19 protein-coding genes and 1 pseudogene are annotated in these 23,111 nt (G+C 28.0%); 15 read left to right on the top strand and 5 right to left on the bottom strand.

What is annotated here, in order from left to right; genetic code table 11:
* Positions 1 to 296 precede the first annotated feature (296 nt).
* The 9 genes from HMPREF0202_RS09735 to HMPREF0202_RS09695 all read left to right on the top strand — a co-directional run bounded on the left by HMPREF0202_RS09735 (position 297) and on the right by HMPREF0202_RS09695 (position 11,989).
* Entirely contained in the window at positions 297 to 1,244 is a 948-nt protein-coding gene (locus tag HMPREF0202_RS09735; RefSeq protein WP_023050641.1) for a methyltransferase domain-containing protein, read from the top strand.
* 34 nt (positions 1,245 to 1,278) lie between these two features.
* The gene (locus HMPREF0202_RS09730) at positions 1,279 to 2,466 is read left to right on the top strand and encodes a M20/M25/M40 family metallo-hydrolase (RefSeq protein ID WP_023050640.1); all 1,188 of its coding nucleotides are present in this window, start codon (positions 1,279 to 1,281) and stop codon (positions 2,464 to 2,466) included.
* A 1-nt stretch (position 2,467) separates the two neighbouring features.
* Positions 2,468 to 3,100 (top strand): nucleoside recognition domain-containing protein, encoded by a 633-nt coding sequence (locus tag HMPREF0202_RS09725; RefSeq protein WP_023050639.1) that lies wholly within the window; start codon positions 2,468 to 2,470, stop codon positions 3,098 to 3,100.
* A 14-nt stretch (positions 3,101 to 3,114) separates the two neighbouring features.
* Positions 3,115 to 3,591 (top strand): nucleoside recognition domain-containing protein, encoded by a 477-nt coding sequence (locus tag HMPREF0202_RS09720; RefSeq protein WP_040407157.1) that lies wholly within the window; start codon positions 3,115 to 3,117, stop codon positions 3,589 to 3,591.
* Positions 3,592 to 3,672: 81 nt separating this feature from the next.
* Positions 3,673 to 5,211, top strand: a complete 1,539-nt coding sequence (locus HMPREF0202_RS09715) for an AbgT family transporter (RefSeq protein ID WP_040407155.1) — start codon at positions 3,673 to 3,675, stop codon at positions 5,209 to 5,211.
* Between the two features lie 64 nt (positions 5,212 to 5,275).
* The gene (locus tag HMPREF0202_RS09710) at positions 5,276 to 8,098 is read left to right on the top strand and encodes a DEAD/DEAH box helicase (RefSeq protein ID WP_023050636.1); all 2,823 of its coding nucleotides are present in this window, start codon (positions 5,276 to 5,278) and stop codon (positions 8,096 to 8,098) included.
* A gap of 96 nt (positions 8,099 to 8,194) precedes the next feature.
* Positions 8,195 to 9,019, top strand: a complete 825-nt coding sequence (locus tag HMPREF0202_RS09705) for an Mrp/NBP35 family ATP-binding protein (RefSeq protein WP_023050635.1) — start codon at positions 8,195 to 8,197, stop codon at positions 9,017 to 9,019.
* A gap of 150 nt (positions 9,020 to 9,169) precedes the next feature.
* On the top strand, positions 9,170 to 10,558 hold the full coding sequence (locus tag HMPREF0202_RS09700) for a BglG family transcription antiterminator (RefSeq protein ID WP_040407153.1): 1,389 nt from the start codon (positions 9,170 to 9,172) through the stop codon (positions 10,556 to 10,558).
* Positions 10,559 to 10,588: 30 nt separating this feature from the next.
* The gene (locus tag HMPREF0202_RS09695) at positions 10,589 to 11,989 is read left to right on the top strand and encodes a helix-turn-helix domain-containing protein (RefSeq protein WP_040407151.1); all 1,401 of its coding nucleotides are present in this window, start codon (positions 10,589 to 10,591) and stop codon (positions 11,987 to 11,989) included.
* 26 nt (positions 11,990 to 12,015) lie between these two features.
* Here the strand turns inward: HMPREF0202_RS09695 and HMPREF0202_RS09690 are convergent, their stop codons facing one another.
* Positions 12,016 to 12,822: a hypothetical protein gene (locus HMPREF0202_RS09690; protein ID WP_023050632.1), complete on the bottom strand. Its 807-nt coding sequence runs from the start codon at positions 12,820 to 12,822 to the stop codon at positions 12,016 to 12,018.
* A gap of 164 nt (positions 12,823 to 12,986) precedes the next feature.
* On the opposite strand from HMPREF0202_RS09690, the gene HMPREF0202_RS09685 reads away from it, so the two are divergent.
* Together HMPREF0202_RS09685 and HMPREF0202_RS09680 are read left to right on the top strand one after the other, a co-directional pair.
* Complete coding sequence (locus HMPREF0202_RS09685) at positions 12,987 to 14,132, top strand: cyclically-permuted mutarotase family protein (protein WP_023050631.1); 1,146 nt, start codon at positions 12,987 to 12,989, stop codon at positions 14,130 to 14,132.
* Positions 14,133 to 14,421: 289 nt separating this feature from the next.
* Positions 14,422 to 15,117, top strand: coding sequence for a hypothetical protein (locus tag HMPREF0202_RS09680; protein WP_040407149.1), 696 nt, complete (start codon positions 14,422 to 14,424; stop codon positions 15,115 to 15,117).
* 44 nt (positions 15,118 to 15,161) lie between these two features.
* Here the strand turns inward: HMPREF0202_RS09680 and HMPREF0202_RS09675 are convergent, their stop codons facing one another.
* From HMPREF0202_RS09675 to HMPREF0202_RS09665, 3 genes are read right to left on the bottom strand one after another with little or no spacing between them, the layout of a single operon-like run.
* Complete coding sequence (locus HMPREF0202_RS09675; RefSeq protein ID WP_023050629.1) at positions 15,162 to 15,854, bottom strand: ABC transporter ATP-binding protein; 693 nt, start codon at positions 15,852 to 15,854, stop codon at positions 15,162 to 15,164.
* Positions 15,847 to 17,043: an ABC transporter permease gene (locus HMPREF0202_RS09670; RefSeq protein WP_040407148.1), complete on the bottom strand. Its 1,197-nt coding sequence runs from the start codon at positions 17,041 to 17,043 to the stop codon at positions 15,847 to 15,849. Before HMPREF0202_RS09670 ends, HMPREF0202_RS09675 begins: the two co-directional genes overlap by 8 nt.
* A 29-nt stretch (positions 17,044 to 17,072) precedes the next feature.
* Positions 17,073 to 18,260, bottom strand: coding sequence for an efflux RND transporter periplasmic adaptor subunit (locus HMPREF0202_RS09665; protein WP_023050627.1), 1,188 nt, complete (start codon positions 18,258 to 18,260; stop codon positions 17,073 to 17,075).
* Between the two features lie 203 nt (positions 18,261 to 18,463).
* Here HMPREF0202_RS09665 and HMPREF0202_RS09660 point away from each other — a divergent pair, with 203 nt between their 5' ends.
* Genes HMPREF0202_RS09660 through HMPREF0202_RS09645 form a run of 4 tightly spaced genes read left to right on the top strand, consistent with a single transcriptional unit; the run spans position 18,464 to position 22,797 of the window.
* Complete coding sequence (locus HMPREF0202_RS09660; protein ID WP_051364156.1) at positions 18,464 to 19,594, top strand: HlyD family secretion protein; 1,131 nt, start codon at positions 18,464 to 18,466, stop codon at positions 19,592 to 19,594.
* Entirely contained in the window at positions 19,591 to 20,412 is an 822-nt protein-coding gene (locus HMPREF0202_RS09655) for an ABC transporter ATP-binding protein (RefSeq protein ID WP_023050625.1), read from the top strand. Before HMPREF0202_RS09660 ends, HMPREF0202_RS09655 begins: the two co-directional genes overlap by 4 nt.
* Entirely contained in the window at positions 20,409 to 21,533 is a 1,125-nt protein-coding gene (locus HMPREF0202_RS09650; RefSeq protein WP_023050624.1) for an ABC transporter permease, read from the top strand. Before HMPREF0202_RS09655 ends, HMPREF0202_RS09650 begins: the two co-directional genes overlap by 4 nt.
* Before the next feature lie 16 nt (positions 21,534 to 21,549).
* Positions 21,550 to 22,797, top strand: a complete 1,248-nt coding sequence (locus HMPREF0202_RS09645) for a TolC family protein (protein ID WP_023050623.1) — start codon at positions 21,550 to 21,552, stop codon at positions 22,795 to 22,797.
* A gap of 42 nt (positions 22,798 to 22,839) precedes the next feature.
* On the opposite strand, the pseudogene HMPREF0202_RS09640 reads toward HMPREF0202_RS09645, so the two are convergent.
* Positions 22,840 to 23,111: pseudogene (locus tag HMPREF0202_RS09640) on the bottom strand (mechanosensitive ion channel domain-containing protein); the annotation flags it as partial.

Raw genomic sequence — 23,111 nt, 5'->3', positions numbered from 1 at the left:
TTTTTTTATTTATTTTTTGATATATAAACACATTTTTTGAAAATCGGAAAGCTAGTGTTTGCAAGGCGAACTAAATAACTACTATTTTGGTATTTATTGCAAAAGGAAAAAAATAGTAATTTCTTTGAAATTAAGAGATAATAAATAGGTCAGTTATACGACAGTAAAAAAATAATATTGTAAATATTCAAGGAAAATAAAGGTGTTGTAAAAAAAAGTTGACAATATCCTAAAGTGAACAATATCATAAATTTAATTGTTAAAATAATAACAATAAAGATGGAGAAGAGAAAGATATGTATGAAAAAACTATACAAGTAAGAAAAGAAAAGAAGTTAACTCAAAAAGAATTAGCAAAAATGTCAGGAGTTAGTATAAAAACTATAAATCGTTATGAAAATGGAATAAAAATAAGTTTTGATTCTGAGAAAAAAATATTAGAAGCTTTGGATATAGATTTTATAAATTATTGTAATATAAATAATGAACGAAATAAAATGTCTTTTGATAAACAAGCAGAGGAGTATGAAGAATCAAAGTATATAAATCAGAAAAATAGTGTTCTTCAACTTATAAATAAAGGATATCCATATAAAGAAAAAAGAGTTTTAGATTTAGGTGCAGGAACTGGATTTGTCTCAAGAGAGATTTCAAAGTTTGCAAAAGAAGTATATGCAGTAGACATAAGTGACTTGATGATAAAAAAAATAGAAATATTAAATCAAGAAAATAATCTAAAAAATGTGATTCCAGTTAAAGGAGATGCACATAATTTAAAATTTGAAGATAATTTTTTTGATACAGTTATAACTAGATTAACTTTTCATCATTTAAAAGATGTAAAAAAAGCTTTAAAAGAGATAAAAAGAGTTTTAAAGAATTTTGGTGAATTAATTATTGTGGATATTATTACTTCTGAAAAAGATGATGAAGCTGAGTTGCAAAATAGTTTCGATAAAATAAGAGATTTTTCACACAATAAATTTTTGAAGTTAAATGAATTGAAAAAAAGTATAAAAGAGGAGAATTTTTACAATGTAGAAATTGATATCTGGAAAGAAGAAAGAGTTTTTAAGGATTGGATAAAATTAGCAAAGTATAAAGATGAAGGAGAAGTACTTTTTAATTTAATGAAATATTTTGCAATAAATGGCCCAAAGTTGGGATTAGATTTAGAATATAAAGATTTAAAATTAACATTTAAACAAAAAATGGTTTTAATAAAAGTTATAAATATAAAATAAAACACACTTTATAAAAAATATCACGGGAGGAACAATGAAGTACAATTTAGAAAAAGCATTTAAATTTATTGAAGAGAACGAAAAAGAGATGCAGCAGGTATGGATAGACCTTTGTAAAGTAGAGAGTCCATCAATTGATACAGAAGGAGTAAATCAGGCTGTAGAGTTTTTAGGGGAAAAGCTAAATGGGTATGGGATGGAAACAAAGATTCATAAATTTAGTCAAGGTCCAAATAGTATAACAGCTTATTTTAATAATGGAAGTACTGAAAAAGAGATGGCAATTTTAGGGCATCTTGATACAGTACATAAAAAAGGGTTATTTGGAGAAGAGGTTGTTAAAGTAGATATAGAAAATGATATGATTTATGGACCAGGAGTTTTAGATTGTAAAGGAGGAGTAATAGTAGGAACTTTAGTTGCACGTGCTTTAAATTCTATAGGATATGACAAAATGATTAAGTTAGCTTTTTCAGGAGATGAAGAGGTAGGCCATAGATATACATTAGGAGAGGGGAAACAATTCTTTTTAGATGAGTTAAAAGGGTTTAAAGCATGTATTGATTGTGAAACAGGATTTGTTGACGGGAGAGTTGTTGTAGGAAGAAAAGGGACTACAAATTTCAAAATTGCTATAAGGGGAAAAGCAGCTCATTCAGGAAATGAACCGCAAAATGGAATTAGTGCAATAAAGGAAGCTGCATATAAGACAATCAATATAGAAAAAAATAATGACTTTAATTCAATACATTATAATGTGGGAGTGATAGAAGGTGGAACTAGCCAAAATACAATACCTGAATTTTGTACTTTAACTGTTAATGTTAGATTTAGAAAGTTAAGTGATTTAGAAAAAATTAAAAATTTTCTAACAGAAATAACAAATACATCTTTTGTTGAAGGAACAACTGCAGAAATAACTCAAATATCGTTATCTGATCCAATGGAACAAACAGAAAAAAATATAAAATTATTTGAAATATTAAAGAAAAATTCAGAAGAATTAGGATTTGGAACACCGTATTCTTGTTATTTAGGAGGAGGCTCAGATGCAGCTCATAGTGTTACATTAGGAATTCCAACTCTTTGTGGAATGGGAGTAAAAGGATATGAAAATCATACAATAAGAGAAAGAGCAGTATTAAGTTCTCTAGTTGAAAGAGCAAAACTAATTGTAAAAACTATATTAACATTACCAGAAAATTTTGAGGGGGAAAATTAAAATGTTAACAGCAGAGCAAAAAAAATCGATAACAGGATGGACATCACTTTTTATATTAATGGTTATGTTTTCAGGATTATTAAAAGACCATGAAACATTAAGAGCTTTTGACTTTAGCTATCTTTTAGGTAAGTTTGGAACAATAACAGATAAAGTTAACTTTACAGGAAAAGGTGGAGATGGGACAAGACAAGGATTTTTAGTGGCGTTAACACTAGCTCCTTCATTAATGTTATCATCTGGACTTATAACAGTAGCTCAAGAGTTAGGGGCATTAGATGCAGCATCTAAGTTTTTTAGTCCAATATTAAGACCGTTAATGGGAATTCCAGGAAGTGCTGGGTTGGCCTTTGTAAGTTCTTTTACTTCTTCAGATGTAGGAGCAATAATGACAAGAGAGTTATATGATGATAAATATATAACAGAGGAAGAAAGAGCAATATTTGTAGCTTACCAATATGCATCATCTGGAGTTGTAACAAATACAATATCAGCTGGAGGACCACTTTTAGGAATTTCATTACTTCCTTTAGGAGGAATTATTATGATTCAGTTTGTGATGAAAATAGTAGGAGCTAATTTAGTTAGATTAATTGTAAAAAGAAGCAGAAAAAATGTTGAATGTGTGGCATAATAGGGGGAAGAAAAGTGGAACAGGTAAAAAATAAGCAAAGTGTTGTAGAGATATTTATGAAAGGAGCCAAAAAAGGTCTGAATATAACTTTAGAGCAAATAGCTCCAGCAATGGTTTTAGCATATGCGTTAATTGTTTTTTTAAGAACAACAGGATTAATGGATGTTATAGCAAAAATTTTAACTCCAGTTATGGGAGTATTCGGTCTTCCGGGAGAAGCTGCATTGGTTATAATAGCAGCCTTCTTTGCTAAAGCTGCAGGAGCGGCAACAGGTTTGATGCTGTTTCAGGAGGGGGTATTAACTCAAGAACAAGCAACAATATTATATCCAGCAGTTATTTTAATGGGGACACTTGTTGGACATTATGCTAGAATAGTTATAATATCAGGTGTTTCAAAAAAGTATTATAAATTATTGTTAATGGTTCCTTTAGTAGATGCTGCATTGGCCATGTTTGTAACAAGAATAATACTGCAAATATCAAGATAAAATAAAAAAAGTATACTTATTATAAGTTGTATGAGATAACTCATACAACTTTTTTTGCTAAGTAGAAAAAGGAGAAAAAAATTGATAAGTAAGAGAGATAAAGAGTTTAGTTTAATAAAAATAGTTGAAAAATGGGGTAATAGATTGCCTCATCCTTTTGTCTTATTTGGAATTTTTATACTAATTATACTATTATTATCGAATGTTTTAAATAAAATTGGGTTTGGTGTAGATGACACGTTAATGTCTAATAAATATATATTAGTAGAAAACTTATTAAGTTTCAATCATCTAAGAGAGCTAATCGAAAAAATACCAGATATATACATAAGATTTCCTTCTTTAAAAATAGTTCTTTTAATGATGATGGCGATAGGATTGGTAGAAAAAGTAGGTTTTTTTAATGCTCTTATGAGAAAATATTTATTAGGAGTACCTAAAAGTTATTTAACAGCAGCTTTAATATTTACTGCAATTAATGCTAATGTTATGTCAGATGCAGGAACAATTTTTGCAATAACAATGGGTGGGATATTGTTTTCATCTGTTGGAAGAAGTCCAAAATTGGGGATAATAGTTGGATTTGCTGCAGCTAGTGGGGGATTTACAGCAAATATATTTGTAGCGGGAACAGATGCTTTACTTGCAGGAATAACTCAAGAAGCACTATTAACCATTGGAAAAGAAGAGGTTATAAATCCATTATGCAACTACTATTTTATGGTTGCTTCTACAGTAGTTTTAACGATAACTTTAACACTTTTTACAGAAAAATTTATTGTAAAATATGTAGATAGAGATGTAAGATTTGAAGATTTAGATAGTTTATCTAAATTTAAGTTAAATATAGATGAAGAAAGAGGATTGAAATATTCTTTTTATTCAATAATAATATTTTTTCTAATAATGATTTTTTTAACGGTTCCACAAAATAGCTTTTTTAGAAATCCTCAAGGATTGTTTTTACCAACATCTCCATTAATGACGTCAATAACAACAATAATATTTTTTCTATTTTCAATTATTGGGATAACATATGGTGTAGGAAAAGGTGCTATAAAAACGTCAAAGGATGTGGCGAAATTATTTCAAGAGGGAGTAATTCAAGCTGCTCCATTAATGGTAACTTTATTATCATCTTCTATTTTTATATATCTTTTAAATAAATCTAATATTTTTAAGGTGTTATCAATAAAAGGAGCGATGCAGTTAAAAGATTTAAATATGAATTCCTATTTGTTATTAATTATGGTAATTTTAATAACAACATTGATAAATCCAATAATGACTTCAGGATCAACTAAATGGGTTTTATTAGCACCAATGGTAGTTCCAATGTTTAGTATTTTAGGAATCTCACCAGCATATGCTCAATTAGCTTTTAGAATAGGAGATTCAGCAACTAATATAATCTCACCATTACAACCAGCATTACCAGTTGTACTTGGATTACTTTACCAATATCAAGAAAAGGATAAAATAGATGGAGAGGAAGGATCAGGATTTGGTAGTGTATTCTCACTGACATTACCATATTCAATAGTTATATTATTTTCATTGATAATTTTATTAACAATTTGGTATCACTTAGAACTTCCAATAGGACCTGGAATTTATTAAATTGTTGTATTTAAAAAATATGTTATAATATACTATACAAATTAAATGTAATAAAAGGTGAGAGATGGAAAAATACTTAGTAGAAAGTTTAAAAACGAGCTCTATTAATTTTGGAATAGAGTCAAAAAGTGAATATCAACATAAACTTTTATCAAATAAAGAGAAAAAGATAGTTACAGATATAAGAAAAGAACTTGAAAATTGTGATGAATTTATAATTTCAGTAGCTTTTATAACAGAGGGAGGGATTTCCTTAATATTAGAGCAGCTAAAGGAGTTAGAGAAAAGAGGAGTTAAAGGAAAAGTTTTAACAGGGGATTATCTAAACTTTACCCAACCAAAAGCTTTAAAAAAACTACTTTCATATAATAATATAGAAGTAAAACTTTTAAGCAATGAAAAGTTTCATGCTAAAGGATACTTTTTTAGAAAAAATGATATTTGGACACTAATTGTAGGAAGTAGTAACTTAACTCAAACAGCTTTAACTGTAAATTTTGAATGGAATTTAAAAGTGAGTTCTTTAGAAAAGGGAAAAATTGCCAATGAGATACTAGATGAGTTTAATAGAACTTTTAATACTCTACCTAAATTGACTTTAGATATGGTTAAAGAGTATGAAGAGATATACGAGTTAAATAGAAAGATGGTAAAACTTCAAAAAGAAAGAGCCATAAAAAATATAGAGATTAAACCTAACTTAATGCAAATAGAAGCTTTAAAAGCTTTTAAACTCTTAAGAGAAAACAAAAATAAAGGATTACTAATAAGTGCTACGGGAACAGGAAAAACATATTTAAGTGCTTTTGATGTAAAAGCAGCAAACCCTAAAAAAATTTTATTTTTAGCACATAGAAAAACAATACTTGAAAAATCTAAAAAAAGCTTTGAACTTATAATGAAAGATAAAAACATGTGTATATATGGTGAAGATATATTAATAGATAAAGATATAGTTTTCGCAATGGTTCAAACATTGAGTAAGGATAAACATTTAGAGTTATTTTCAAAAGAAGAGTTTGATTACATAGTTGTAGATGAAGTGCATCATAGTGGAGCTAAAAGTTACCAGAAAATCTTAAACTATTTTAAACCTAAATTTTTATTAGGTATGACTGCTACTCCAGAAAGAAGTGATGATTTTGATATATACGCTTTGTTTGATCACAATATAGCTTATGAGATTAGACTTCATGATGCTTTAAAAGAGGAGTTATTATCTCCCTTTCATTACTTTGGAATCTCAGATATATCTATAGATGGTAAAGAGATTGATGAAAAAACATCAGTAAAAAACTTAGTGATAGATGAAAGAGTAAATCATATAGTTGAAAAAAGTAGATATTATGGTTATAGTGGTGATAAACTTCATGGACTTATATTTGCATCAAAAGTTGAAGAGGCTATGGCTTTAGCAGAAAAATTAAATGAAAAGGGTATAAAGAGCAAAGCTTTAAGTGGAAAAAGTAGCGATTTAGAAAGAGAGAGCACAATAGAGAGCTTAGAAAAGGGAGAGCTTGAGTATATAGTAACTGTAGATATATTCAATGAAGGTGTAGATATACCATGTGTAAATCAAGTTATTTTTTTAAGACCAACTGAGTCTTCAATAGTATATATTCAACAGCTTGGTAGAGGTCTTAGAAAAAGTGAAAATAAAGAGTATGTGGTAATATTAGATTTTATAGGAAACTATGAGAAAAACTTTTTAATACCAACAGCTATATCACAAAACAATAGTTTTGATAGAGATTTTATGAAAAGATTTCTAATAAATGGAACAAATATGATTCCAGGGGAGAGTAGTATAACATTTGAGACTATTGTAAAAGAAAGAATTTTTGAAAATATAAATAAAACAAATTTTTCAACTAAAAAAAATATAGAGCATGATTTTAATCTTTTGGAAAAACAGTTGGGAAGAATACCTCTACTTAATGATTTTTTCCAAAGAGATATGATAGAGCCTAGTGTTATATTAAAGTTTAGAAAAGATTATGATGAGATTTTAAAGACATTGAGACCTAAACTATTTTTAGGAGAACTTTCAAAAGTTGAAAAAAATTATCTAACATTTTTATCAAGTATTTTTACTCCAAGTAAAAGAGTTCATGAGATGGTTATTTTAAAAACATTATTATTAAATAAAGATGTGTCTATAGAGGATATAGAAATTATTTTAAAAAGAGATTACTCTTTAGTAGAACAAAGAGAAAATATTGAAAATGCTATGAAGCATCTATCTAAAGATATTTTTACAAGCTTATCTACAATAAAGGAGTTTGAACCTATAATTGAATTAGAAAAAAAATATAGTTTAAAAAAGAGCTTTAAAAGTAGCTATGAAAAAAATAGTTATTTTAAAATGTTAATAGATGATCTTATTGATTATAATTTAAATTATGTTTTAAAAAATTATAAGCAAAGTACAAAAGAGACAATATTAAAATATAAAGAGTACACAAAGCAACAAGCTTTTTGGAATTTGAACTTAGATTTTAATAATGGTTATCAAGTAAGTGGTTATACAATATTTGAAGAGCAAAAAAAAGTAATAATATTTATAACTTTAGATGATTCCTTACCATTTGTAGCATATGATAATGTATTTTATGATCAGCAACGATTCACTTGGTTTTCTAAGAGCAATAGATGTATTAATAGAAATGGTGTTTTAACAGGAGAGGGAAAGATTGCAAACAACTGTTACACAATAGAGGTATTTTTAAAGAAAAAATCAGGAGAAAATTTCTTCTATTTAGGAGAGGTTGAAAAAGTCTTAAGTTTTAAAGAGAGTGTAGGAAAAAAAGGAGAACCTTTAGTAGAGTATGAACTAAAGTTAAAATATGAGATAGATTCAAATTTATTTAGCTATTTTAATTTATAAAATGAAATTGACAAATGAATTAAACTATACTAAAATGTGCATATATAAGAAAATGTAATTTTTCTTAATCTATGTACTTAAAAGGAGGACACAAAAATGTCAAGTTGTAATTCATGCCCATCTCAAGGGTCATGCTCAAAGGAATCTACAAGTTGTGGAATTGTTAATAATCCTGCAAATAAAATAAAAAAAGTAATAGGTGTTATGAGTGGAAAAGGTGGAGTAGGGAAGTCTACAGTTTCAACTTTATTAGTAAAACAGTTAGCTGATCAAGGATATAAAGTAGGTATTATGGATGCTGATATAACAGGACCAAGTATACCAAGATTATTAGGGTTAAGTGGAGAGAGAGCTGGAGGAAAAGGTAATGATATATATCCAGTGGTAACAAAAGATGGAATAAAAGTAATCTCTTTAAATTTCTTAGTTGAAAATGAAAACGATCCAGTATTATGGAGAGGACCAATAGTGGGAAGAGCTGTAAAACAGTTTTGGGAAGATGTTATCTGGGGAGAGCTTGATTATTTAGTAATAGATATGCCTCCAGGAACAGGAGATGTAGCTTTAACTGTTATGCAATCTATTCCATTAAATGGAATAGTGATGGTTTCAGTACCTCAAGATATGATATCTATGATTGTTGCAAAAGCTGTTAAAATGGCAAATCAAATGAATGTAGAGGTAGTTGGAGTAGTTGAAAATATGAGTTATGTAGTTTGCCCAGGTTGTGAAACTAAGATCAAGCTGTTCAATGGAGAGTCAACAGATAGCTTCTTAAAAGAGAACGGATTAGATTTATTAGGAGAACTACCTATGATATCAAGTATTTGTAATCTTTCAGTTGAGGGATATGATGCAAATAAAGAGGAGATAAACAAAATTTTTAGTCCAATTACTAAGAATGTATTAAATAAAATCTAAGTGAAAAAGAGTCTATTTAGACTCTTTTTTTTTACAAAAAAAGTACAAAATATGTTCTATGTAGAAGTTTTTGTGTTATAAATATTTAAATTTTTCATATATTTTTTTTATATTAACTGTGTTAAAATTTACACTAAGGAGGTGATTGTTTTGAATTCTACAAATGTAGGAATACTAAATTTATTATACCATGGGCGTTTTTCCCAAAATGACTTAGCTTTATACTTAGATGTAGACAGTAAAACTTTGGTTAAAAATATATCTCAATTAAATAGTAGTCTAAATGATTTAGGTTTAAATTTGATAGAAGTAAGAGATGGAAAACATCAATTAAATTTAGAAAAGGATCAATGGAGTTATATTTTAAATGCTAAAGAGTTTATGAGCTCAGAGGATATTATAGATTATTTATATATAAAATTTATTTTTAAAGGTTTTATAAATTTGGAATCAGAGAAAAATGAGTTTCAAATTTCAAGAAGTTCTATAAATAGATATTTTTTAGTAGTAAAAAATATGTTAGCAGAAAACAATAGTAGCTATAAATATGAAAATGCTAAAGGACTAAGATTAATTCACTTGTCTCTTCAAGATAAAAATCTATTTTGTAAAAAACTTATAAAACTATTTGTAAAATGTGATTTTATAATATCCCCATCAACAATTTATTACAATCTTTTTAAAGACTCTCAAGTTAATGAACTTTCAGAAAAACTTTATAAAATATTTACTTTTTCAGAAGTTTCAGCGACAAAGTTTATTGTAGCGTTTTCTTTGGCTTTAAAAATTTGTGTAGATACTTTTAATGGTTTTGAATTTGCTGATGATTATGATAAATTAGAGCAGTATGCTGAAATAAAAAAACTAGTAGAAAAAGAGTTGGAAAGTTATTCAAAAGACTATAAACAACAGATTTTCTCATTTTTATTAAATTTAAAAAATAAAGAGAACTTTTTTGAGCAGGGAATAATAGAGCGTGCGAAATTATTGATGAAAGAGTTAAAAAAACAGTTAAATATTGAAAATATTGAAAAAGGATTTAAAGAACTTTTATTGAAAAAGCTTTATATGTCTCTATTTAAATATGAAAACAACATTTTAAAGGTGTATTCTTCTAAACTTAATAATGATGATAAAAGATTGTTAAAAATACTTGATGAAACTTTATTGAAAACAGGGCTTAAGATATATTTTTATGATAAAGTTGTCATTTTGGGTATATTGAAAAAAATCATAATAGAGAAAAATAGAAAAGATATAGGTAATATTTTACTTCTTTTTAACGAGATAATACTACCTCATGATCTATATTTAAAAGAGAACTTACAAAAGCAGATACCGCATATAAATATAGATATTATGCCATCTTTCCATTTGAAATTTAACTATTTAAACTGTGTTAATCACTATGATTTAATATTAAGTGATGAGATAACTCAAGACTTAAATGTTGAAAAAATATCGTCGTTTAACTATCTGAAGGTTTTAGAAAAAATAGATAAAAAAGCGATAGAAAAAGGTTTAAATAACTTGGTTTAATATTTAGGTATAAGAAAAGAGGGTGAAGTTATGAATGTAACATCAATACACTTTAAAATCATGTATTGCTTAAGAAGAAATGTTTACTCAACAAGTGAGTTGGCGCAAATTTTAAATATTTCTGAATTTAAAGCTAAAAGATACTTAAAAGATTTAGAATGCTTATTTGAAGAGGAATCTATAGAAAACATTCATAATAAGATTAACAAAGTACCTAAAATAATAGAAAAATTAAGAAAAAAACAGAGTTTCACTCCAGAAGAGAGACAGATGTATGTAATTTTAAAGTTTTTAAAAGCAGATATAATAAATTTAAGTCAAATAAGTGAAGAGATTGGTGTAACAAGAAGAACTCTAACAAATGATTTAAATGAATTAAAGGAGATTTTAGAAAAATTTCATTTAGAGATTAAAAATCTAACTAGATATGGAATTATTTTAGAGGGTAAAGAGAGTGATAAAAGAAGTTTTTTTAATCTATATCTAATAAAAATATCTATAGAACAAAAATATTTGCCAAAGGCTTTTGATGGAATCTTTCAAAAGTTTCAGGAATTAAAAAAAGAGTATAATGTCTATAATATTGTAAAAGAGATGCTTACTTTTATGAATATTCAAGATAATACTTTTGCTTTTTTAAACTTAGAATTAAAATCATATATCTCTATACTAAGAAAAGAGTATCAAGATTTTAGTACTGATATAAAAATTGAAGAGGTTGAAGAGGATAGGAAGTTTAGAGAGTTTTTAAAAAAAACAAAACTTTATACAAACTTTGAGATTAATTTGATAATAGAAACTTCTAGAAAACAGTATAAAGGCAATTTAATGAATCTGTACCCAGAGAAAACTATAGAGGCTGAGAAATTAATTAGATTTATTGGTGAAAGTACGAAAACAGACATTAAAATTACAAAAGAACTTTTAGCAAGGATAATGTTAATAATTATAGTTAGAGATTATAAAATAGAGTTTAATATAAATGAGTTTTATATATTTAATAATGCTATAGGAAAAGCTTATCTAATTCCATATAAAAAGATATCAGAGCTTTTAAAAGAATACTTTGAAGAGATAGATAGTTTTGATTTGGCTAGTTTAGCTATGACTTTTTTAACAAATATCTATTTAGATAATCAAAATAAGATTGAAAAAGTTAAAGATATAGCTATAGTTTATAATTTCTTACATAGAGATATGATAATAGATTTATGTGAGGATATTGGGCTTAAAAGAGATGAACAAATGTATAAGTTAATTTCTACTTTTGATTTTGAAGAGTATTTAATGAAAAATAATCCTAAGGTAGTAATAGCTTTTGAAGATATAGATTTTTCTAAGTATAATATAGAGGATAGATTAGTTGAATTTAATTTTCCTATAACAAAATATGATAAATTAAAGTTAAAACCATTTTTAGAAAATATATAAGAGGCTGACCTTTATGGTCAGCCTCACTATATTTTTTGTATATATTGTAATTCATTTGATTTAGAATCTTTTAAGTTAAGATTTACCATAAGGTCTTTAATAAAAGTATCTCCTAAAACATATTTTAAAATAGAGTAGTAAGATACTAAAAAAGGTTTATAGTCATGAAGTTCAAATCCAATGGGATTTTCTCTTCTAAAGTATGGAGAAGTAGATTTTTCAATATCCATACATGGAAAATCTGAGTCGTTCATAGCTAAGTAGTTATTCTTTTTAGTTGGAACAAAAATATAAAGTGTATCCTCTTCTTGAATAATTTCTAATGGATATATAGAACACCATAAAGGTTTTGTATCAATAATCTCTTCTAAAGAGAAGTTTTTGTCAATACATATTTTGTGAATAGCACAAAGATGTCTATCAACATGAACACATGAGCAAGTACATCTATCAAAAGTTGTATTTACATGCTCTTCTGGAATAAGCATTCTGTCCTTTTTTATTGAGGAAACAATCTCACTTTCTATTAACCCTTCAGCCTTTAATATAGAAACAGCTTTGGTTAAATTGTCATACTCTTTTAAATTTTCTACTATAACTTTCCTAGATCTCTTATTAAACTCATATGGGAACTGTACACAGCAGTTAGTTAAACAATTGAAACAGTCAAAATTTGTTAAGTGAAGAAAACTTTCAACATCAACAATAGCTTTATACTCCTTGTTTTTTAAGAAAACAACAGTTTCAATAGTTTTTATACTTTGAAAATATTTATATGTTCTAATTTTATTCTTTTCAGAAATTATAAAATCTTTATGTAAAAAATAATTCATTAAACTCTCCTAGAATCGTGTTAAATTTTTTAAATACTATCTCAAATTATAGTATAAAAATATAAAAAAACCAAGATAAATATAAAAACATCTAGAAAAAATTTGACAAAATAAAAAGGATAAAGTATATAAAAGAATTGAAACTAATAACGAGGAGGGGTATTATGAAAAAAATCATATTAGGTTTATCAATGGCAACTTTAATATTAACGGGATGCTCTGGAGCTTCAACAAAAACTAGTGGAAACACAGATGTAGCTTGGAGATATATTAAAGATTTACCAGTTCCAAAAGGTTATGAGGTACAAAAAGGGGTAGCGGGACCTTTAGCTGGAAACATAGGTGACTATGTAGTTGTAGCTGGTGGAGCAAATTTCCCACATAAATCAGTTCTTGAGGGTGGACCAAAGGTAGTTTATTCAGATTTATATTTAATGAAAAAAGTAAAAAATGGTTTAGAGTTAGTTAAGCATACTCAACTACCAAAAGAGATTGGATATGGAACAGCAATATCTACAGATAAGGGAATCTACTATGTTGGAGGAACATATCAAAGTGGGATATCAAATGAAGTTTTATTTATAACTTTAAATGCTGATAAAACAGATGTTGTAGTTAAAACAATAGGAACGTTACCATTTAATTATCATAGTGGAGTAGCAGTATTACGTGGTGATGATATATATATTGTAAGTGGAAAGCAGGATGGAAAAGATAGTAAGAATTTTTATAAATATAATTTAACAACTGGGAAAACAACAGCTTTAAAAATGTTCCCGGGAACAGAAAGAAGTCAGCCAGTTGGACAAATTCTAAATAATGGTTCAGAGGATCTTTTATATGTATTTGGTGGAGGAACAGGTGTAGCATTTACAGATGGTTATGCATATAACTTTGCTAAAGATACATGGGTAAAAGTAAAAAATGTAGAGTTAAAAAATAAAGGGATATCTCTTTTAGGTGCTAACTCTGTAAAATTAAATAGTAATGAGATGTTAGTAATTGGTGGATTTAATAAGGATGTTTGGGATGATGCAAACCTTAAGTTAGGGTCATTAAAAGGTAAAGAGCTAGAAAAATACAGACATAACTATTTTACTATGGATCCACAAGATTTTAATTGGAATAAAGAGATGTTAGTATATGATGCAACTAATAACACTTGGAAATCAATAGGTCAAGTACCATTTATGGCTCCATGTGGAGAAGGTCTTGTAAAAATTGGAGAGACAATCTACTCAATAAATGGAGAGATAAAACCAGGTGTTAGAAGTGAAAGAATTTATCAAGGAACTATAATTAAAGACTAGTAAAAAGTATACAAAAGTTAAGAAAAATATAAAAAATAATCAAATAACGAACATAAGTTGAGCAGTTAAAAGTTCGACAAAATAAGGGATTTAATATATAATTCAATTACTGAACTTTTAATGCTCATCAATTTTCTCTCAAATTGATGAAAAAATTTTCTAATTTAGATAAGCAGGTACATTCCCAGTACCTGCTTATTTATTTTTTAATATTTATTAATAAAAAACAGGAAAAAAGAACCACAGTCAGTAGTAACTATTAAGAATTTAAATGGGAGGGGGAGATACTATGATTAGTTCATTATTTAAAAGCAAAAAGGTTGTTGAAGCTGAAAAAGATCAAAAGATTATGGAGAAAGAGATAAAAAGGTTATCTTTAGAGATTGTAAAAAAAGATGGTTTTTTAAAATGTAAAAATGATTTGTTTATCTCTAAGGAAAAAGCTGGTAAAAAAGTTTATGATTGGGAAAAAATGGGAGATGAACTAAAGAAGTATCATGAGGAGAACATAGCTCTGAAAAAAGAGTTGGAAAAAATAAATAAAATACTATCTATAGACTGTGTAGAAAATCACTACCTTATTAAAATAGAAAAATTTTTATCTGAAATTAGATTTTCAGAATCAGTAAATAATTTAAAGCTAAATGGAGTGCTTTATGTTCAGTGCTTAAATGACTATATAATAGAAAGTTTAGTTGAAGATGAGAAGTTAAGAAGTGAGATTTTAAAAAGATATAAAAACTTTCTAAATGGGATTATGAATTGGGAATTAAAAACTAATCTATTAAAAGGTGAGAAAATTACAAAAATTTACTCAAAGTATAGAAAGGTTATAAATATATTAAACGAAAAAACAATCTGTTATATGGATGAGTTAAACCATGATATTCTTGACAGATTAGTAGAATCTGGTTACTCTCAAGAGGAGATAAAAACTTTAAAAGATATATATGATGATTATGAGAAAAAGTATCTTGTAAAATAATAGAAAATAAAAAAATGGTAAAAGAAAATTTTACCATTTTTTATTTACTTTTTATTTTCATCTCTAATAATTCTACCATCCATAATCTCTATAACACGATCACACATATCAGAAATACGTGAGTCATGAGTTACAATAATAAAAGTTGTTTTAAATTTAAGATTTATTTCTCTAAGAAGTTTATAAATCTGTTTACTACTTTCAGAATCTAGATTTCCTGTGGGTTCATCTGCTAAAATAATATCAGAGTTATTCATAAGAGCACGGGCAATAGCCACCCTTTGCTGCTGACCCCCAGAGAGATTACTAGAGTTTCTATTTATAAAATCTTTTAGTCCAACATATTCAAGAAGTTCAAGGGCTCTCTCTTTATCCTTTTCAGTGTCATAACCATATTTTACCCAAGTGGGCATTAAAACATTTTCTAAAACAGTAAATTCAGGAAGTAGAAAGTGAAACTGAAATATAAAACCAATAGATCTATTTCTAAAGTTAGCCATTTCATTATTAGTAAAGTGTGAGATATTATCTCCTCTAAAAAGTATATCTCCAGAAGTGGGTTTATCAAGAGACCCTATTATATTTAATAGAGTACTTTTTCCACTACCACTTTGACCTATTATTGCAGTAAACTCACCTTCATAAAATGTTAAATTTATATTATTAAGAACTTTAGTAACTATTTTTTCACCATAAGATTTATCGATGTTTATAAGTTGTAAAACCTCTCTATTCATCTTTAATCACCTCTATAGGACTAAGTTTCATACATTTTCGTGCTGGAATAATACCTGAGATTATACCAGAGAGCGTTGAAATAAATATTATTAGCACAAGTTTTTCAGGTTGGACAATAATATTGAAGTTAGGCTGTGCTAAATTAACATAGAACTCTATTACACCTAAACCAAAAAAGAGACCTAAAATAGAACCTAAAAAACCGATTAAAGCTCCTTGAATAATAAAGAGATAACCAGTTGAGCGGTCTAAAGCTCCCATGGCTTTAAGAATACCAATCTCTTTCATCTTTTGTAAAACAGTGACTAAAAGTACACTAGCAATACTCATAGATGTAGCAAGTGTAACAACAACTTGAATTATAAAACTTGTACTACTTTGAGCTTTTAAAGCTTTTAAAATATTGTCAGCATCTCTAGTCCAAGGGACAACTTCAAGGTTTGGATACTGCTTTTGGATAATCTCTCCTAGATTGGGAGCATCAAAAACATCATCTATTTGAATATTTATATTTGTAACATTTCCTTTTTTATTAAAAATCCTTTGAGCTTTATTAAAGTCCATTATAACAAGAGAGGTATTTGAGCCTACATTTTCCAAATCAAAGATTCCAGAGATTCGAACGGTTTCTAACTTTCCATTGGGAAGAGTAAGTTGCATAACATCCCCAGCTTGAAGTTCATAGTTTTTAGCTAAACGAGTTCCAATTAAAATATTGTCAGAGTCAATTACTGGTGAACCAGATGTAACCCTTCCGATTATATTATAAAGTCTATCTCCAGAGTTTAAATCCATTCCCTTTATCATAAGTGAGGTAGTTTTTCCATCTCTAGTGTAAAGAGCATTTCCCTCAATAGTTGGAACAATAACTTTAATCTTTTCAAAAGTACTAAGGTAATCAATAATCCCTTGAAACTCTTCAATCTTATTTTTAGTCGTTGGAAAGTTCCCATAAACAATTGGGCTATCCTCTATAAGGAGAAGTTTATCTCTCATATTTCCATCATCAATATAGATATGTGGAGAATCTCCAAGAATTCTTTGTATAAGACTAGCCTGTAAAGAGGTTATAAGAGAAGCTATAAAAATCTGTATGGCAACTCCAAGGGCAATAGCGGAGATTATAAAAAGAGATTGCCCTTTATTGTGAGTCATAAAATTTATACTAACTCTAAATTCATATCTCACTTTTCATCACTCCTTAAGTTTATATTTATTTAAGATTCAAAAATTGGAGTTACTCGAATATTTTCAGTTATATTTTTAGGTGATAAAACAATATCATCATTTTCTAAACCACTTATAACAATAAATCCATCAATTACAGGAACTCCTTGAACTTCAACTAGTTTAGATTTACCATTTTTTAATAGATATACATAGGTTTTATTTTTTTTCTGTATAGTGTATACCCCTTGTAAAAGAACGGCATCTTTAAAGCTTTCCCCTTGAATTATTGTATTAACGGTACTATTAAAAAGAAATTCAGGTAGAGTTTTATCAATATCCCCTCTAATTTCAAGAGTGCCATTTGTTTCATCTACATTAATACCTATATAGTAGATGTTTCCAGAGGAAAATTTAGTTGTATCAGCATAGGGATATATTTTAATAGGTGAACCAAGGGTAACTTTATTTATATATTTTTCATCTAAGTTTATACTAACAACTTTTTCATCATTAGATGAAATTTGAAACATACTTGTATATGGAGCAACAGTTTGACCAACTTCAACATTTCTAACAGTTATAAAACCATCATAAGGAGCAGATATATAGTATTTTGAAAGGTTATTTTCTAAAGATTTTAAGTTACTTTCAGCTGAATTTGTATTTTCTAGTGCACTTTTATAAGAAGCACCCTCATTTTGAAAGGTATTAAAATTAATTTGAGCATCTTTTAGGGTTTTTTCAGAGTTAATAAACTCCTGTTTTTTTGAATCAAACTCCAATCGACTTATATATTTCTTTTGATAAAGTTTTTCATGGTCTAAAAACTCACGTTTACTAATATCATAGTTAATTTGAGCTGACTTTAATTGAGCCTTTGCATTTTCTAAAGATACACTACTAACTACTTCTAAATCATACTTAGATTTTTCATAAAGTGCCTTGGCTTTAGCTATATCAGCTTCAATCTCTTGAGTATTAAGTTTAGCTATAATACTTCCTTTTGTTACTGGTTGTCCTTCACGGATATATATTTTTTCAATAACTCCATTGATACCAGAGGTAAGAACGGAGAAGTTTTTAGCTTGTATAGTTCCAGTAACAAGTATTTTTTCAGTATAATCTTGTTTTTTTGCTTTTACAGCATCTATTTTAGTGCTTCTAAAGTAAAAGTATAGAAACACTAGTATTAAAATAGTTGAAACTGTGAGATACATAATCCATTTCTTTTTCACTTTATTCCTCCAATCTGTAGTTATTATTTAGTAAATACGGTGAACAATAACTCTTTCATTTTTTCCCAGAGGAAATATTAAAGTCAAATAACTATTTTGTTATAAAAACAGGAAAAAAGAACGGCAAGTAGTAAATGAGAGTAAAAGAAAAGCCAAGTAAATAAAGTATTAGTTCTAGAATAAAAAAACATGAGGTGAGAGCAGTGGAAAAGGAAAAAGTAATGGAAAAATTTAAAACAGTTGATGTGAAGTATGTAGGTATAGGTGTTCTTATTGCTATTTTATTATATTTTATAGTTGATTATATAGTTGCTAAGAGAGAGGATAAGATATATTATGGTGTTTTAGAGATGGATAAGATAAACGTTTCTTCTGAAATTCCTGGAAAGATAGAGGTTCTGTATGTTGATGATGGATATGTGGTAAAAAAGGGACAGGAACTTGTGGCAATAGATGATAAAGAGAACAGATTAAAGGTAGAGAATAGTGAGATAAACTTAAAGTCTTCAGAAAATCAATTACAAAAAACTTTAGATGGAACAAGAGAGGAGCAGATAGCTGCTCAAAGAGAGGTTGTTAAGCAGTTAGAAACTCAAGTAGATCAAGGAAGAAAAAACTTAGTTACTTTAACAAGTAGTTTTAAATTTGCAGTTTCAAATTTAGAAAATAAAAAGAAGATATATAGTGACACAAAAGATCTTTTTAATAAAAAATTTGAAAGTCAGTATAACCTAGATGTAGCTAGATTAAACTATGAAAATGCTCAAAACCAATTTATTACAGCTCAAAATAGTTTAGAAAATGGAAAAGAGGCTCTATTGGGGTATGAAGCACAGAAAAAGGCAGCAGATGAAAATTTAAGATATATGGTAAATGGTTTTTCTAAAAGAGATGTTGAATCAGATAAACTTAAAATTCAATCATCTGAAAAAGGATTGGAGTTAGCTAAGGTATATGCAGATAAAAATAAACTTGTATCACCAATTGACGGATTAGTTGAAAGTGTAAATTTAAAAATTGGAGAGGTTGTTAATCCAGGAATTGCAGTTGTGACAATGTTAGATATGAATAATCTTTGGACAAAGATATATGTTCCTGAGAAAATTCTACCTTTAATAAAGTTAAATCAAAAAGTTACAGTTAAAAGTGATTTTATAGATAAAGACTATGAGGGAGAGATAGTTTATATAGCTTCAGATTCAGAGTTTACACCAATGAATATAGTTACTAAAAAAGATAGAATGAAATTAGTTTATGAGATAAAAGTAAAAGTTTTAAATAATGATGGTGGATTAAAAAGTGGAATGCTTGTGGGGGTGGACTTAGGACTATGAATAAGGAAGAGGTAAATAAAGATGAATACTCTATAGAGATAAAGGGGTTAACTAAGAAGTTTGATAAATATGTAGCTGTTGATAATCTTTCATTTTCAATACCTAAGGGAGTTATATTTGGTTTTTTAGGACCAAATGGTAGTGGAAAATCAACAACTATTAGAATGATATGTGGTGTTTTAACTCCAACTTCTGGAGAGGGAAAAGTACTGGGATATGATTTAAAAAGCAATCCAGAAAAGATAAAATCTAAAATTGGGTATATGTCTCAAAAGTTTAGTCTTTATGAGGATTTAACAATAGAGGAGAATCTAACTTTTTATGGGGAGATATACTCTATTCCAAAGGAGCGTTTAAAGGATAGAATAGAAGAGATTATAGTTATGTTAAATTTAAATGAAAAAAGAAAAGTTTTATCTAAAAATCTTTCTGGTGGTTGGAAGCAAAGATTAGCACTAGGGTGTGCAATAATTCATAAACCTGAGTTACTTATATTAGATGAACCAACAGCTGGAGTTGACCCTGTGGCAAGAAGGGAGTTTTGGACAACTATAAAAGATTTGATAAAAGATGGAGATATAACAGTTTTAGCAACAACTCACTATATGGATGAGGCTTCTGTTTGTGATATAATCGGTTTTATTTTTGAGGGAAAACTAGTTACAATAGATACTCCTGCAAACTTATATAAAAAATATAATACAGATAATCTTGAAGATGTATTTATAATATATGTAAAAGAGCTTTCACACAAAGAGGTTATCTCATCCTTTGATCAATTGAAAAAAGATAGTGGGAAAAAGGAGGGGAAACTATGATTAATGTAAATAGGACTCTAACTATTGCCAAAAAAGAGATAATACATATTAAAAGAGATAGAGCTAGTCTTGTAATAGCCTTAATACTTCCCATTTTTTTACTATTACTATTTGGATTTGCAGTTAGCTCAGATGTGGATAATTTAAAACTATCAGTTTATGATGGAAGTAAAAGTATTGAAAGTAGAGAGCTTATTAGTAGTTTAAATAACTCAACGTATTTGAAAGTTTATGAGTATGTTGATACTCCAGATGCAGTTGAAAAAAGTTTAGATTATGGAAGAACAAAAATAGGTGTTATTATCCCAGACTATTTTACAACTAGGTTACGAAGAGGAGAGCCTACAGATGTGCAGTTTTTAATAGATGGTTCAGATCCATATATTGCTAAAACTGCGTCATCATATTCAGCTCTTATTGTAAATCATCACTCTCAAGAGCTACAAAAGAATGTGATAAAACCAAAGGAGAAAGGACAAGGCATAAAGCCATTTAATCTATTACTATATAATCCAACTTTAGAGAGTAGTAAGTTTAATATTCCAGGAATAATAGGGTTGATTTTACAAAATATAACAATAATGCTCACTGCCTTTTCCATTGTTAGAGAGAAGGAAAAGGGAACTATGGAGCAACTTATTATGACTCCAATAACTCCTTTAGAACTTGTAATTGGAAAGATAATTCCATATGTTTTTATAGCTTTTTTTGAACTAGATATGACTTTAATTCTTGGAAAAATAATATTTGGCGTGGATATAAAGGGAAGTTTAACGCTACTTATAACTTTAGGAACAATATTTTTAACATCATCTTTAGCAATAGGTATTTTTATCTCAACAGTATCAAATACCCAGCTTGAGGCTATGCATCTTTCACTAGCTTATCTTTTACCAAGCGTTATATTATCAGGTTTTGTGTTTCCAAGGGAAGCTATGCCAAAAATAATATATTTTATAAGTTGCTTTATTCCATTAACATATTTTAATGAGATATTGAGAGGGATAATTTTAAAAGGTGTTGGGTTTAAAGAACTTCTTCAACCAATAGCAGCTCTTATGGGTTTGATTATTGTAATAATTATAGTCTCAATAAAGAAGTTTAAAAAGACACTAGATTAATGGGAGGAAAAGCATAATGAAGTTAAAAATATTGATGATGTTTACAATGACAATCTCTCTTTTTGCTAAAGTTATAACAATAGATAAAGCTATAGATTTAGCTATAAAACAGGGAGAGGAGGTAAGTATATCTGCAAAAAGTTTGAATATATCTCAAAAGGAGTTAAACTCTGCATTTAAAACAGCACTGCCAAATCTTTTTTATGTAGGTGGTTATTTAAAAACAGATGGTGCATTTTTAGAGAACACACCTATACAAACAGCTAAAAGTGGATATGTTAATTTTATTGGTCTATCTCAACCTATATTTCAAGGGGGAGCTATAACAGCAAAGATAAAAAAAGCTAAAATAGAGGAGAGAAGGGCAGCATTAGCTCTTTTAAAAAATATAAGAGATACAAGATTAGAAGTGATATCTATATATACAGGGATACTTTCAGCTAAAAATAGTTTAGAGGCTTATAATATCTCAAAAGAGCAGTTAGATGAGGCTTTAAAATATGAGAAAGAGAAGGAGAAAGTTGGAAAAACAACAAAGGCTGATCTTTTAAAGGCTGAATATCAACTTTTAGATATGGAAGCATCTATTTTAGAGGTTCATAACCAGATAGAGATTGGACTTTTAACATTAAAACAAAAGCTAAATCTTTCAAACTCTGAGAGTATAGATGTGGAGAACTTCTATATAGATGGAAATATATTAAAAAATATAGATTATGACAGTGATTTAAATCAAGCTTTAACATCAGGGATAGCAGCAAATTTTGCTCAGTTAAATGTAAGTGAAGCTGATATTGAGAAGATGTTAGCAAGATCTGAGATGTTACCCCATGTAAAGGGGTTTGTAGGAAAGGAGTATGTCACTGAAGACCACAGAACTGAGAACTCTTGGGGTGGTGGAGTAATTGTAAATTGGAATATATTTCAGTTTGGAAAGGATTATGATAATTATGAAGCTGCACATATAGGTGTAGAAAAATCAAAATCTCAGGAGAGATTAGCCCAAAATGATATTAGAGTAAATGTGAGATCAGCATATTTAGATATGGTAAAGCTAACAAAATTAGAGCGAGTTTATTTTAAAGCTTTAGAGGAAGCAGAGGAGAATTATAATAGAGATAAAATTAAATTTCAAAAAGGGATGATATCTATTTTGGATTTTCTTATTTCTCAAGAAGTTTTGACAACATCAAGAGTAAAGTATGAAAATATAAGGCTAACTTTATATAACTCTTTAGAGAGATATAGATCGCTATTAATATAAAAAAACACAGGTTTTATCCTGTGTTTTTTTATTAAAATATTATTATTCACCAGTTGTTTTACAATAAACATCAAGTTTGTTGTATGGAATCTCAATTCCTTCTTGATCGAATCTCTTTTTAACAAGTTCTTGTAAATCAAAGAAAACATCCCAGTAGTTCTCTTTTTTAGTCCAAACTCTCATTGTGAAGTCTAAAGAGCTTGAGTTATGCTTACTAAGTCTTACAAAGATATCTTTATCTTTAAGAATTAGAGCATGGTTTTTAGCTATATCAGTTAATAGTTCTTTAACTTGATCAATAGATGTGTCATATG

It is taken from the genome of Cetobacterium somerae ATCC BAA-474 (assembly GCF_000479045.1).
Classification (GTDB): domain Bacteria; phylum Fusobacteriota; class Fusobacteriia; order Fusobacteriales; family Fusobacteriaceae; genus Cetobacterium_A; species Cetobacterium_A somerae.
Note: the sequence above shows the minus strand (reverse complement) of the source record. Positions and strands in the feature narration are given on the sequence as shown.

Excerpts from the sequence above, each read along its gene's own strand:
- HMPREF0202_RS09725 (WP_023050639.1), top strand. The coding sequence starts at position 2,468 with ATGTTAACAGCAGAGCAAAAAAAATCGATAACAGGATGGACATCACTT.
- HMPREF0202_RS09705 (WP_023050635.1), top strand. The coding sequence starts at position 8,195 with ATGTCAAGTTGTAATTCATGCCCATCTCAAGGGTCATGCTCAAAGGAA.
- HMPREF0202_RS09695 (WP_040407151.1), top strand. The coding sequence starts at position 10,589 with ATGAATGTAACATCAATACACTTTAAAATCATGTATTGCTTAAGAAGA.
- HMPREF0202_RS09690 (WP_023050632.1), bottom strand. The coding sequence starts at position 12,822 with ATGAATTATTTTTTACATAAAGATTTTATAATTTCTGAAAAGAATAAA.
- HMPREF0202_RS09675 (WP_023050629.1), bottom strand. The coding sequence starts at position 15,854 with ATGAATAGAGAGGTTTTACAACTTATAAACATCGATAAATCTTATGGT.
- HMPREF0202_RS09730 (WP_023050640.1), top strand. The coding sequence starts at position 1,279 with ATGAAGTACAATTTAGAAAAAGCATTTAAATTTATTGAAGAGAACGAA.
- HMPREF0202_RS09685 (WP_023050631.1), top strand. The coding sequence starts at position 12,987 with ATGAAAAAAATCATATTAGGTTTATCAATGGCAACTTTAATATTAACG.
- HMPREF0202_RS09735 (WP_023050641.1), top strand. The coding sequence starts at position 297 with ATGTATGAAAAAACTATACAAGTAAGAAAAGAAAAGAAGTTAACTCAA.
- HMPREF0202_RS09655 (WP_023050625.1), top strand. The coding sequence starts at position 19,591 with ATGAATAAGGAAGAGGTAAATAAAGATGAATACTCTATAGAGATAAAG.
- HMPREF0202_RS09680 (WP_040407149.1), top strand. The coding sequence starts at position 14,422 with ATGATTAGTTCATTATTTAAAAGCAAAAAGGTTGTTGAAGCTGAAAAA.
- HMPREF0202_RS09710 (WP_023050636.1), top strand. The coding sequence starts at position 5,276 with ATGGAAAAATACTTAGTAGAAAGTTTAAAAACGAGCTCTATTAATTTT.
- HMPREF0202_RS09650 (WP_023050624.1), top strand. The coding sequence starts at position 20,409 with ATGATTAATGTAAATAGGACTCTAACTATTGCCAAAAAAGAGATAATA.
- HMPREF0202_RS09645 (WP_023050623.1), top strand. The coding sequence starts at position 21,550 with ATGAAGTTAAAAATATTGATGATGTTTACAATGACAATCTCTCTTTTT.